12 protein-coding genes are annotated in these 11795 nt (G+C 61.6%); 3 read left to right on the top strand and 9 right to left on the bottom strand.

The features are described from left to right. Positions 1-8 precede the first annotated feature (8 nt). On the bottom strand, positions 9-860 hold the full coding sequence (gene purU, locus ABVN19_RS01365; protein WP_028943351.1) for a formyltetrahydrofolate deformylase: 852 nt from the start codon (positions 858-860) through the stop codon (positions 9-11). Positions 861-1173: 313 nt separating this feature from the next. Between purU and mvaT the strand changes: the two genes are divergently transcribed. Beyond that, positions 1174-1551: a histone-like nucleoid-structuring protein MvaT gene (mvaT, locus tag ABVN19_RS01360; protein WP_028943350.1), complete on the top strand. Its 378-nt coding sequence runs from the start codon at positions 1174-1176 to the stop codon at positions 1549-1551. Between the two features lie 97 nt (positions 1552-1648). On the opposite strand, the gene sbcB is transcribed toward mvaT, so the two are convergent. The 3 genes from sbcB to ABVN19_RS01345 form a co-directional block, all read right to left on the bottom strand. After that, the gene (gene sbcB, locus ABVN19_RS01355; protein ID WP_105641933.1) at positions 1649-3079 is read right to left on the bottom strand and encodes an exodeoxyribonuclease I; all 1431 of its coding nucleotides are present in this window, start codon (positions 3077-3079) and stop codon (positions 1649-1651) included. A gap of 61 nt (positions 3080-3140) precedes the next feature. After that, positions 3141-3500: a PilZ domain-containing protein gene (locus ABVN19_RS01350; RefSeq protein ID WP_028943348.1), complete on the bottom strand. Its 360-nt coding sequence runs from the start codon at positions 3498-3500 to the stop codon at positions 3141-3143. 126 nt (positions 3501-3626) lie between these two features. After that, complete coding sequence (locus ABVN19_RS01345) at positions 3627-4013, bottom strand: hypothetical protein (protein WP_028943347.1); 387 nt, start codon at positions 4011-4013, stop codon at positions 3627-3629. Positions 4014-4275: 262 nt separating this feature from the next. Between ABVN19_RS01345 and pyk the strand changes: the two genes are divergently transcribed. Next, on the top strand, positions 4276-5727 hold the full coding sequence (gene pyk / locus ABVN19_RS01340; RefSeq protein ID WP_028943346.1) for a pyruvate kinase: 1452 nt from the start codon (positions 4276-4278) through the stop codon (positions 5725-5727). Between the two features lie 58 nt (positions 5728-5785). Here pyk and ABVN19_RS01335 read toward each other — a convergent pair whose 3' ends face one another. Beyond that, a complete protein-coding gene (locus ABVN19_RS01335) occupies positions 5786-6724 on the bottom strand; it encodes an iron-sulfur-binding ferredoxin reductase (RefSeq protein WP_028943345.1) in 939 nt (312 codons plus the stop codon). Between the two features lie 268 nt (positions 6725-6992). On the opposite strand from ABVN19_RS01335, the gene ABVN19_RS01330 reads away from it, so the two are divergent. Then, positions 6993-8516: a fumarate hydratase gene (locus tag ABVN19_RS01330; RefSeq protein ID WP_105641932.1), complete on the top strand. Its 1524-nt coding sequence runs from the start codon at positions 6993-6995 to the stop codon at positions 8514-8516. Positions 8517-8587: 71 nt separating this feature from the next. Here ABVN19_RS01330 and ABVN19_RS01325 read toward each other — a convergent pair whose 3' ends face one another. From ABVN19_RS01325 to ABVN19_RS01310, 4 genes are read right to left on the bottom strand one after another with little or no spacing between them, the layout of a single operon-like run. After that, a complete protein-coding gene (locus ABVN19_RS01325) occupies positions 8588-9745 on the bottom strand; it encodes a phosphatidylserine/phosphatidylglycerophosphate/cardiolipin synthase family protein (protein WP_028943343.1) in 1158 nt (385 codons plus the stop codon). Between the two features lies 1 nt (position 9746). Next, on the bottom strand, positions 9747-10328 hold the full coding sequence (locus ABVN19_RS01320; RefSeq protein ID WP_028943342.1) for a YceI family protein: 582 nt from the start codon (positions 10326-10328) through the stop codon (positions 9747-9749). A 45-nt stretch (positions 10329-10373) separates the two neighbouring features. Further along, on the bottom strand, positions 10374-10670 hold the full coding sequence (locus tag ABVN19_RS01315) for a hypothetical protein (RefSeq protein WP_028943341.1): 297 nt from the start codon (positions 10668-10670) through the stop codon (positions 10374-10376). Next, entirely contained in the window at positions 10667-11767 is a 1101-nt protein-coding gene (locus ABVN19_RS01310) for a serine hydrolase (protein WP_105641931.1), read from the bottom strand. The genes ABVN19_RS01315 and ABVN19_RS01310 overlap by 4 nt, the downstream gene beginning before the upstream one ends. Positions 11768-11795: the final 28 nt, after the last annotated feature.

Here is an 11795-nt window from a genome sequence, read left to right as displayed (position 1 = left end):
CGGCGGTCTTAGTTGAAGACCACCGTCTTGTTGCCATGAACCAGCACGCGGTCTTCCAGGTGATAGCGCAGGCCCCGGGCCAGGACCATTTTCTCGACGTCACGGCCGAAACGCACCATGTCCTCGATACTGTCGCTGTGGCTGACGCGCACCACGTCCTGCTCGATGATCGGGCCGGCGTCCAGCTCTTCGGTCACATAGTGGCAGGTAGCGCCAATCAGCTTCACCCCACGCAGCGACGCCTGGTGGTACGGCTTGGCACCGACGAACGACGGCAAGAAGCTGTGGTGAATGTTGATGACCTGCTGGGCATACTCCTGGCACAGCTGTGGTGGCAGGATCTGCATGTAGCGGGCCAGCACCACGACATCGGCGCCGTGTTCCTTGACCAGGCGCGAGACCTCGGCGAAGGCCGGCTGTTTGTCTTGCGGATCGACCGGGACGTGGAAAAACGGAATACCGTGCCACTCGACCATGCTGCGCAGATCGTTGTGGTTGGAAATGACGCACGGGATATCGCAGTCCAGCTCCTTGGCGTGCCAGCGGTGCAACAGGTCGGCCAGGCAGTGAGACTCACGGCTGGCCATCAGCACCACGCGCTTTTTCTGATCGGTGTCGGTAATACGCCAGACCATGGAGAACTCTTCGGCAATCGGCGCAAACGCCTCGCGAAACGCCTCGATACCAAATGGCAGGGTCTGTGCGCGGATTTCGTGGCGCATGAAGAACCAACCGCTCTGCTCATCGGAGTGATGGCTCGCTTCGTTGATCCAGCCGTTATAGGACGCCAGAAAATTACTGACTTTGGCGACGATGCCAACGCGGTCGGGGCAAGCAATCACCAGCCGGTAGGTGCGCATGAATGAGACTCCAGAAACTTCGCAAAGGCGCACATTCTAGCGAGTGCCCGGAAAAACTGCAGTAGGCAATGCACGCGCCCTGTCGCCCGGCCCGCCAGCAGCGCATCAGGCCCGAGCCCCCGTTACATGCTGCATGGCGGTTAAGTTAGGCATTATCCGAATGTCTTAGTTTGTAAATTTTTCTTAATGAAATCTATCGTGTCGATTTAACGCGGCACCGGCTAATTGCCAAGTTTAATGTTTACTTGGCAGTACGCTCTGACTATTATTGGCCCACTGTCGACCTGATACCTCAATTCCCAAGGAACGCCACATGTCCCTGATCAACGAATATCGCGCCACCGAAGAAGCCATCAAAGAACTGCAGGCCCGTTTGCAGAACCTGTCGCAAGACGACAAGCTGAAAACCGAACTGGAATTTGAAGGCAAACTGCGCGCACTGATGGGCGAATATTCGAAGTCGCTGCGTGACATCATTGCCCTGCTGGACCCGGAAGCCAAACTGAACAAAGCCCCACGTGGCGCAGTTAAAACCACCGGCACCAAGCGCGCGCGCAAGGTCAAGCAATACAAAAACCCGCACAACGGTGAAGTCATCGAAACCAAAGGCGGCAACCACAAAACCCTGAAAGAGTGGAAAGCCAAGTGGGGTGGCGATGAGGTTGAAAGCTGGGCAACCCTGTTGGGCTAATTGCCCGACCGCGTGACCAAATGTTACGCCACTAAAAAACGCCAGCATGCTGGCGTTTTTTTATTTCATTGGGTCTGACCAGGCCGCTCAATATCGCTTAAATACCGAACTGCAACTTCAGCGCCTGGGCGTGAGTGCGCCAGTGGCCGAGCAACTCACGCTGGGAGGCATCGGCTTGATCCCAGCAGCCCTGCAAGGCTTGCTCGAAATCGCCCAGCGTGTTGGGCGCGCCCATCTGAGGGTTGGTCAGGCGCTGCTGGCAAAACAGTTGCCAACGTTGACGCTCCTGTTCATTCAAGGTCTCGATAAAATTACGGGCGCGGTAACGAAACAGTAATTCGGGCAATCGCTCGTCATCGAACATCCAGTGCCCCTGCCCCAATTGATGCGGGTCCACCGTACGCACTTGCTCGCACAAGCGACGATCACGGTCTCCAATAAATCCGTCATACAACTGCTGCTCGGGATCTTCACACGGGGCAAACGCCTCCTCGCTGTAGATAGTCTGCAACTTGTCCTGCCAATTTGCCTGCGCCGCCACCAGGCCGGATGCCCGCACTTCAAACAAGGACATATCCAGCCCCAGGCGCTGTTGATCCTCAGGGCGCAATACATTCAACGGCGCCACCACCGGACAGCGATTGATATGCACCAACTTCAGAGGAACCGGTAATTGCCCTTCAGGCATTTCTTCCCGCCGGGTGTATAAGCGCTGACGCAATGCATCGCCTTCCTCCTGCAACAAGGGTTGCAGGTCCATTTGCAGATCGCAGACGATCAAGGCATTGCGGTTGCGTGGATGCCAGGCCAACGGCAAAACAACACCCAAATAATGTCGCGCCGCAGAGAAACGTCCGGAAATATGTACCAGGGGTTGGAGTAGACGAACCTGATCGAGGACTTTCTGTTTACTGCGTAATTGAAACAGCCACTCATACAGCTTGGGCTGTTTCTGGCGGATCAGTTTTGCCAGTGCAATGGTTGCCCTTACATCGCTGAGGGCCTCATGGGCCTGACCATGGTCAATACCGTTGGCAGCGGTCAGAAGTTCCAGGCGCAAACTGGTACGCCCCTCCTGCTCAGGCCAGACAATGCCGTCAGGGCGCAGCGCATAGGCGGTGCGCACCACATCGATCAGGTCCCAGCGGCTGTTGCCGCCCTGCCATTCGCGGGCGTAGGGGTCGAAAAAGTTGCGGTACAGGCTGTAGCGCGTGACTTCGTCATCGAAGCGCAGACTGTTGTAACCCGCCCCGCACGTGCCTGGACGCGCCAGTTCGGCATGCACACGGGTCATGAACTCGGCTTCGCTCAAGCCTTGGCTTGCCAGTTGTGCCGGGGTAATACCAGTGACCAGGCATGCCGCCGGATGCGGCAGGATATCGTCGCTGGGTTGGCAATAAAGGTTGATTGGCGCCTCGATCTCGTTCAGCTCGAGGTCGGTGCGCACACCGGCCACTTGCAAGGGGCGATCGCAACACGGGTTGATGCCAGTGGTTTCGTAGTCGTGCCAGAAGATGCTGGAGCTCACGGGGCGTTCCTGAACAGAAGATCGTCCAGAGTCTAGGGCCACTGGCCCGTCACGGCCAGTCTCAGGCCGAAGCGTTCAACGGCAGAAAGCTGAAGTAATGATGCAAGGCTTTGACTAACTGCGCGTATTCACGCGGGGCCTGCAACAACATGAACCCGGAATCATAGTGACCCGGCGTCTGGTCTTCATGGCTCCACAGGCAACTGGCGGTGAGGTCGATCAGGTGCAGCTCACCATCATGGCCAGGCACTTTGAGTTGCAACTCGAAATCCGGGCCGATCAGCATCCGTAGCTGGCTGATCAGCATCAGGCCGTCTTCGGACACGTTCCCCAGGTAGCCAATGGGCTGGTCGGTAAAGCGGTTGAAGACCTTGAGGTAGTAAGGGAGCTGATGACGCTCGATGTGGCGCTCGTGAAGCATGGTCGGAATCGCTGTCGAAGACCCTTATAGCAGGGCCGCGCTAGTGCGGCTGGAACGCGGATACGTCACCTTCAAGCTTAGTCCAATCCTACCCCTGCGTCACAGCCGCGAGGACACACATTGGTATTAACGCCAAGGCGTAGTCGTGGTGGGACGGGCAATGGCCGTCTCGCCACTGCGGAAGTGGCCCAACTGCTCCAGGGTCTGCAAACGAGCCCGGGCACGGTAGGCGTATTCGTTCTGCGGGTAGCGCTGGATGAGGTACAGGTAGGTCTGCGCCGCATCGACATAAAGCTTCTGACGCTCCAGGCACTGGCCTCGCAGCATCGACACTTCCGGATGAATGAACGGCCGGGCGCGGCTGGTACGGTCGACCTGGGACAGTTCAAGCATCACCTTCTCGCAATCGCCGCGATCATAGGCGCGGTAGGCATTGTTCAGGTGATGGTCCATCGACCAGCGGGTGCAGCCAACGACACTGGTGGCCAGGGCTAGAACAATCAAGGCTCGCATGGGGGAATCTCCTTCAATGGACAGTGTATCGGCCCAACCCTGAAATTCTGTAGGCGCAACTGTCGTGAACCACGACCGCTGCGCGGTCGATCGCAGGCAATCGCCAGCGGCTACATCGTCTCCACTTGCATTTGAAGTCGCTGCCAAAGCCTGGCACCGTTCAAACGCCCCCCTGGCCTGCGGGCAGGTAGTGCAAAGGAACAATGACTACAGCGAAATTCCAGAGTAGCCTTTCGCTGCGCTTCACTATAGGAGTCTGTGCATGACCATCCGCCGTACCAAAATCGTCGCCACCCTTGGCCCCGCCAGCAACTCGCCGGAAGTTATCGAGCAACTGATCCTTGCCGGCCTGGATGTCGCCCGCCTGAACTTCTCTCACGGCACCCCCGATGAGCATAAAGCCCGCGCCCGCCTGATCCGTGAGATCGCTGCGCGCCTGGGTCGCCACGTGGCGCTGCTGGGCGACCTGCAAGGTCCGAAGATTCGTATTGCCAAATTCGCCAACAAGCGCATCGAACTCAAAGTCGGTGATCGCTTCACCTTCTCCACCGCTCACCCGCTGACCGCAGGTACCCAGGAAATCGTCGGTATCGACTATCCGGACCTGGTCAAGGATTGCGGCGTCGGCGACGAGTTGCTGCTCGACGACGGCCGCGTGGTGATGCGTGTTGAAACCGCCACTGCCGACTCCCTGCACTGCTCGGTATTGATCGGCGGTCCGCTGTCCGACCACAAAGGCATCAACCGTAAAGGTGGCGGCTTGACCGCTCCTGCCCTGACTGAAAAAGACAAGGCCGACATCAAGCTGGCTGCAGAAATGGACCTGGACTACCTGGCCGTTTCCTTCCCGCGTGACGCAAGCGACATGGAATACGCCCGTCGCCTGCGTGACGAAGCCGGTGGCAGCGCCTGGCTGGTGGCCAAGATCGAGCGCGCCGAAGCGGTCGCCGACGATGAAACCCTCGACGGCCTGATCGCCGCCAGTGACGCAGTAATGGTTGCCCGTGGTGACCTGGGCGTAGAGATCGGCGACGCCGAGCTGATCGCGATCCAGAAAAAGATCATTCAGCACGCCCGCCGCAACAACAAGGCCGTGATCGTCGCCACCCAGATGATGGAGTCGATGATCCAGAACCCGATGCCGACCCGCGCCGAAGTGTCGGACGTCGCCAACGCCGTGCTGGATAACACCGATGCGGTCATGCTCTCGGCCGAAAGCGCCGCCGGCGCCTACCCGATCGAAGCCGTACAGGCCATGGCCCGCATCTGCCAGGGCGCTGAAAAGCACCCGACCAACCAGAAGTCCAGCCACCGCCTGCACACCCGCTTCGAGCGTTGCGACGAAAGCATCGCCCTGGCAGCCATGTACACGGCCAACCACTTCCCAGGCGTCAAGGCGATCATCGCCCTCACCGAAAGTGGCTACACCCCGCTGATCATGTCGCGCCTGCGTTCGCACGTGCCGATCTTCGCCCTGTCCCCGCACCGCGCCACCCAGGCACGCGCCTCGATGTTCCGCGGCGTCTACCCGATTGCCTTCGACCCGGCGGCCCTGCCGGCGGAAAAAGTCAGCCAGGCGGCGGTGGACGAGCTGCTCAAGCGCGGCCTGGTCGAGCCAGGTGACTGGGTGATCCTGACCAAAGGCGACAGCTACCACACCATCGGTGGCACCAACGGCATGAAGATCCTGCATGTCGGTGATTCGCTGGTCTGATCAGGCCTTCGCAGCCTGAAAACCGCAGCCTGTGCTGCGGTTTTTTTATGCCTGCCGTTCAGGCGCGGCCTGTGAACGTATCGGCGAACAGCTGGTTGCGCGGCAAGCCGGCCAGGAACAATCGGCGGGCAAATTGCTCGACGCTGGCGGGCGAGCCACACGCCAGCGCAATGGTCTGCCTGGATTGCAACCGCAAGGCTGCCAGCGCCTGGGGCAGCGTCTGCGGGGTCAACAGTTCGACCTGAAGTTGCGGATGGCGCCCAGCCAGCGCTGCAAGCTCGCCAGCCAGGTAGTGCGCCTGATTGTCGTGGGCCAGGTGCAACAACCGCATCGGCCCGTGGTGCTCCTGGCGCAAGGCCTCGCGCGCAATGCCCCAGAGCGGCGCCAACCCCGTGCCCGCTGCCAGCAACCACAGCGGGCGCTCCTGCCAGTCGGCATCGTAGTGCAGCGCCCCGCCTCGCAGCTCGCCCAGCCGCACTGCGTCACCGGCCTGCAACTGACGCGCCTCGTCACAGAAGGCACCGGGATGGCGACAATCGAGGTGAAACTCCAGAAATGGCTCTTCGCCGGGCATGCTGGCCAACGAGTACGGCCGGGCCACACCCTGCGCACTCCACAGCACCAGGTGCTGCCCGGCCCGGTAGCGCAAGGGGCGCTCAGGCTGCAGACGCAGGCGCAATACCCCGGCGCTCAGCCACTGCACCTCACTTACACGAGCCGGCAACCCGTCGTGCTGCGGATCGAACACCGCCACCCGCAGGTCATCTACAACCTGGCACTGGCAGGCCAGGCGCCAGCCCTGCTCGCGCTTGTCCGCACCCAAGGCACCGGGCAACGCATCGCCCGGCTCGCCGTCAAGGCAGCGCACCAGGCAGGCGTGGCAGCTACCGGCCCGACAACTGTAGGGCACCAAGCATCCACCGCCGTTCAGCGCGTCGAGCAGGTTGCTGCCCGCCGGCACCGTCCAGCAGCGCTCGCCCACACAGAGTTCAGGCATTGATCGTCTCCCGCTCGCAATCACCATGGCCAACCGCCACTTTAGGGGCAAAGCCCCGCGCTGGCACGCAAAAAGGGTGCCCACCGGCAGCCGACCTTCGTCCAGACCACTCGCAGGTGTGCCGGGCACGGATGCGCGCTATACTGCCGCGCCTTTTTGCGCCGCCGGCCTGTCCGTCGTCGCGCCGTGAAAGGTCGTTTCGACACCTCGGCCTGTCCGCGTCGGAATACCTTATTGAATGTTCCCGTCTTTAAGAGGAGCGCGCTGCATGACCGTGATCAAGCAAGACGACCTGATTCAGAGCGTTGCCGACGCCCTGCAGTTCATTTCGTACTACCACCCCGTTGACTTCATCCAGGCCATGCATGAGGCCTACCTGCGTGAAGAGTCGCCTGCCGCGCGCGACTCCATCGCCCAGATCCTGATCAACTCGCGCATGTGCGCCACCGGCCACCGCCCGATCTGCCAGGACACCGGTATCGTCACCGTGTTCGTGCGCGTGGGTATGGACGTGCGCTGGGATGGCGCGACCATGAGCCTGGACGACATGATCAACGAAGGCGTGCGCCGCGCCTACAACCTGCCAGAGAACGTCCTGCGTGCGTCCATCCTTGCCGACCCGGCAGGTGCGCGCAAGAACACCAAGGACAACACCCCGGCGGTCATCCACTACTCCATCGTCCCGGGCAATACCGTGGAAGTGGACGTGGCGGCCAAGGGCGGCGGTTCCGAGAACAAGTCGAAAATGGCCATGCTCAACCCGTCCGACTCGATCGTCGACTGGGTACTGAAGACCGTTCCGACCATGGGTGCTGGCTGGTGCCCACCAGGCATGCTCGGCATCGGCATCGGCGGTACCGCCGAGAAAGCCGCGGTCATGGCCAAGGAAGTGTTGATGGAATCCATCGACATTCACGAGCTCAAGGCCCGTGGCCCGCAGAACCGAATCGAAGAGATCCGCCTGGAGCTGTTCGAGAAGGTCAACCAGCTGGGCATCGGTGCCCAGGGCCTGGGCGGCCTGACCACCGTGCTCGACGTCAAGATCATGGACTACCCGACTCACGCCGCCTCGTTGCCGGTGTGCATGATCCCCAACTGTGCCGCCACCCGTCACGCCCACTTCGTGCTCGACGGCTCGGGCCCGGCCGACCTGGAAGCGCCGTCGCTGGACGCTTACCCGGAAATCGTCTGGGAAGCGGGTCCATCGGCTCGCCGCGTCAACCTCGACACCCTGACCCCGGAAGACGTACAGAGCTGGAAGCCGGGCGAGACCATCCTGCTCAACGGCAAGATGCTCACCGGTCGCGACGCTGCGCACAAGCGCATGGTCGAGATGCTCAACAAGGGCGAGGAACTGCCGGTCGACCTCAAGGGTCGCTTCATCTACTACGTTGGCCCGGTTGATCCGGTAGGCGACGAAGTAGTGGGCCCGGCCGGTCCGACCACCGCTACGCGGATGGACAAGTTCACCCGCCAGATCCTTGAACAGACCGGCCTGCTGGGCATGATTGGCAAGTCCGAGCGTGGCCCGACCGCCATCGAAGCGATCAAGGACAACAAGGCCGTGTACCTGATGGCCGTCGGTGGCGCTGCCTACCTGGTCGCCCAGGCGATCAAGAAGTCCACGGTCCTGGCCTTTGCCGAACTGGGCATGGAAGCGATCTACGAGTTCGAGGTCAAGGACATGCCGGTGACCGTTGCTGTCGACAGCAATGGTGAGTCGGTACACATCACTGGTCCTGCGATCTGGCAAAACAAGATCGCCCAGAGCCTGGCGGTGGAAGTGAAGTAAACCTCAAGGTTTGCGAAGATAAAAAAACGGCGGGGGCCATACCCCTGCCGTTTTTTTTGCCCGCGCCTACATCAATCCCGCCGATCCAGCAGGTTGACCACCAAGCGATCCAGCCACCCCCACAAGCGCTGCTGCGCTCGTTTCCACAACGGCCGCGCATGCCAGTGTTCAAGGTCGATACACAGGCTCTGGGCAAAGTCGCGCTCGAAGCTCGCCGCCACCGCTGCCGTCAACGGCGGGTCCAATGCCTCGACGTTGGCCTCAAGGTTGAAGCGCAGGTTCCAGTGGTCGAAGTTGCATGAGCCAATGCTGACCCAGTCGTCCACCAGTACCATTTTCAGGTGCAGGAAGCACGGCTGGTACTCATAGATGGTCACCCCGGCACGCAGCAGCCGCGGGTAATAGCGATGCCCTGCATAGCGTACCGAAGGGTGATCGGTGCGCGGACCGGTCAGCAACAGGCGCACATCCACCCCCCTGGCCGCTGCACGACGCAGGGACCGACGCACTTTCCAGGTCGGCAGGAAATACGGAGTGGCCAACCAGATCCGTCGTTGACCGCTGTTCAACGCCCGCACCAGTGACTGCAGGATATCCCGATGCTGACGGGCATCTGCATAGGCCACTCGGCCCATGCCCTGGCCGCTGTCGGGCACATGGGGCAAGCGCGGCAAGCCGAAATGAGTGGGTGGGCGCCAGGCGGTGCGACGCAGGTTGGCGCGCCACTGGCGATCGAAGAGCATCTGCCAGTCGGCTACCAGCGGCCCTTCCATCTGCACCATCACTTCGTGCCATTCGCTGACGTCCTCGTCCGGTACCCAGAACTGGTCAGTGACACCGGTACCGCCCACCACCGCCCAGGACTGATCAACCAGAAGCAACTTGCGGTGATCACGATAGAGGTTGCGAAAGCCGCGGCGCCAGCGCAGACGGTTGTACCAGCGCAGCTCCACGCCAGCCGCGATCAGGCGCTGGCGAAGGCTGAGGGTGAAGGCCAGGGCGCCGTAGTCATCGAACAGGCAACGCACCTGTACGCCGCGTTCGGCGGCATTCACCAATACTTGCACCATGGCCTCGGCACAGGCGCCTGCCTCTACCAGGTACAACTCCAGATCGACCTGCTGCTCGGCCCGCACAATAGCGGTGAGCATGCGGGGGAAAAACTCGGGGCCGTCGATCAATAACTCGAACCGGTTGCCGTCTCGCCAGGGGAAGACCGGTCCGGCCATATCAGCGCGCCGTGAAGATCAGCACCGCAGACACCGGCACCGAGGGGCTGATGGATTTGAGTCCGGCCATCTTGCGCAGCGCTTCAAGGCCCGGCACCAGATCGAAGTCTTCGGCGCGCACCATCAGCGGTTCCAGGGTCACCACCTGGAAGCGCCGCTCATCCAGGCGCGTAGCCAGCAGCAAGGCGTTGTAGCTGTGCTCCTTGCCGTGCAGCTTGACGGTCACCGGCAGGCGCAGCTCAACCTGGGCACCATTGGCCAGGTCGTTGATCGGGCGCAGGTCGATCTGCGCATAGACATTGGCCTCCGGGAAGCGCGCGAACTCGAACAGGTCCTTGCGCATGCGCTCGTCGCGCAGCGGCACACCGCTGCTGTTGGAGTCCATTTCGATCATCAGCTCGGCCGCGCCTTTGCGGTCGACCTTGCCGTGCAATACCAGGAAGCGGTGAACTTCGGCGGTATCGCCATTTTTGCTGGAGATGAACGACAGGCGTGACGATTCGCCATCCAGGTGCCAGTTGGCCTGGGCCGAGAGGCTCACAAAGGCGAGCGCGGCCAACAGAAGACGGGGCAGAGAGAACATGAGAAATCCTGAAACACAGAGGCCGTCAACCTTACCCGGCTGCCTTCACGGCAGCAAGCCACAGCCCTCACGTACACCGCGCCACCTGGCTGTATTTGCAACCCCCAGCCCGACAGCCGTCACAACACGGGCCGGGGTATCTTCATCAAGGCGGCTCAAGGGCAGGTACTGACTTACATACCCTCGGCAATACGGCGCATCGAAGCCCATGACAAAGCGGCACGAGCAGTACTCCTTGGCCGAGTAGGCGCTGAGGATGCCGGGAAAGTCCGCCAGCGCCTGGCGCTCGTACCAGCCCCAGGCCCCCGCCAGTAGTCCCAGTACCAGCAGGAAGCGCTTCATTGTCGGTCCTCGGCGCGCACGGCCAGCACGCGCTTGAGCAGTTCATTGTGCTGGAACTGTGCGTCACGGTCATCGGCGTAGCGCACGATCACCAACTGCTCCTGCGGCACCACGTACAAGCCCTGCCCCCAATGCCCCAGCGCTGCAAAGGTATCGGCCGGGGCGTCCGGCCAGGGCCGCCCGCTGCCGGCCAAGGGTTGATTGAGCCACCAATGGCCACCCGGGCTGGCTTCACCAGGCAAGGCCTTGGCATGGGTAAACAACCTGCGATTGAACGCCACCCAGTCGCGATGCAGCACCTGCTGCGATTGCCAGCGCCCATCCCGCAGCATCAACAAACCGATGCGCGCCAGATCACGGGCACTCATATACAGGTACGACGAGCCGACCAGGGTGCCGCTGGTATCCCGTTCCCAGACCGCCGACTCGATACCCAGCGGGATGAACAGCGCTTGCCAGGGATAATCGCCGTAGCCTTGCTCGCCGACGATTCCACGCAAGGCTGCCGCCAGCACGTTGCTGTCACCACTGGAATAGAGGAAGCGCTGGCCCGGCTCAATGGCGCCGCGCCGGGCTGCGGTGTAGCCAGCCATGTCACCTCGCCCACGGGTGTAGAGCATGGCCACCACCGAAGACTTGAGCGGGGCGTACTCATAGTCTTCCTGCCAAGCCAGACCGCTGGCCCAGTGCAGCAGATCCTCAATACGAACGTCGGGATGGGTTTGCATCACCGGGTAATAGCGGGCGACCGGGTCGTCAAGGGCAAACCGCCCCTCTCGCCGAGCAACACCCAGCACGGTAGCCAGCACGCTCTTGCTGATCGACCAGGTCAGGTGAGGGGTCGCAGCAGAGGACGGTGGCGCATAGTGCTCATAGACAATGCGTCCGTCCCTGATCACCAGCAGGGCATCGGTGCGTACGCCTGCCCGGGTGTGATCGTTGCGGGGGGCAAATGCGTAGGCCTGCACCTCGCCCCAGGCAGCACTGTTGCTGTCCGGCGCCAGTTGCCAGTCCGGAACCGGCCAGCGCTCTTGCCCCAAAGCTACGGTGCTAGTGATCGAAAAGCCGAGCAACATGCCCAGCAGTGTGGCGTTCATGGAGCGTCACTCAAGGCCAGGATCCGTC

Source organism: Pseudomonas vranovensis, assembly GCF_040438935.1.
Lineage (GTDB): Bacteria > Pseudomonadota > Gammaproteobacteria > Pseudomonadales > Pseudomonadaceae > Aquipseudomonas > Aquipseudomonas vranovensis.
Note: the sequence above shows the minus strand (reverse complement) of the source record. Positions and strands in the feature narration are given on the sequence as shown.

Excerpts from the sequence above, each read along its gene's own strand:
- purU (WP_028943351.1), bottom strand. The coding sequence starts at position 860 with ATGCGCACCTACCGGCTGGTGATTGCTTGCCCCGACCGCGTTGGCATC.
- mvaT (WP_028943350.1), top strand. The coding sequence starts at position 1,174 with ATGTCCCTGATCAACGAATATCGCGCCACCGAAGAAGCCATCAAAGAA.
- ABVN19_RS01350 (WP_028943348.1), bottom strand. The coding sequence starts at position 3,500 with ATGCTTCACGAGCGCCACATCGAGCGTCATCAGCTCCCTTACTACCTC.
- ABVN19_RS01345 (WP_028943347.1), bottom strand. The coding sequence starts at position 4,013 with ATGCGAGCCTTGATTGTTCTAGCCCTGGCCACCAGTGTCGTTGGCTGC.
- pyk (WP_028943346.1), top strand. The coding sequence starts at position 4,276 with ATGACCATCCGCCGTACCAAAATCGTCGCCACCCTTGGCCCCGCCAGC.
- ABVN19_RS01335 (WP_028943345.1), bottom strand. The coding sequence starts at position 6,724 with ATGCCTGAACTCTGTGTGGGCGAGCGCTGCTGGACGGTGCCGGCGGGC.
- ABVN19_RS01330 (WP_105641932.1), top strand. The coding sequence starts at position 6,993 with ATGACCGTGATCAAGCAAGACGACCTGATTCAGAGCGTTGCCGACGCC.
- ABVN19_RS01325 (WP_028943343.1), bottom strand. The coding sequence starts at position 9,745 with ATGGCCGGACCGGTCTTCCCCTGGCGAGACGGCAACCGGTTCGAGTTA.
- ABVN19_RS01320 (WP_028943342.1), bottom strand. The coding sequence starts at position 10,328 with ATGTTCTCTCTGCCCCGTCTTCTGTTGGCCGCGCTCGCCTTTGTGAGC.
- ABVN19_RS01315 (WP_028943341.1), bottom strand. The coding sequence starts at position 10,670 with ATGAAGCGCTTCCTGCTGGTACTGGGACTACTGGCGGGGGCCTGGGGC.
- ABVN19_RS01310 (WP_105641931.1), bottom strand. The coding sequence starts at position 11,767 with ATGAACGCCACACTGCTGGGCATGTTGCTCGGCTTTTCGATCACTAGC.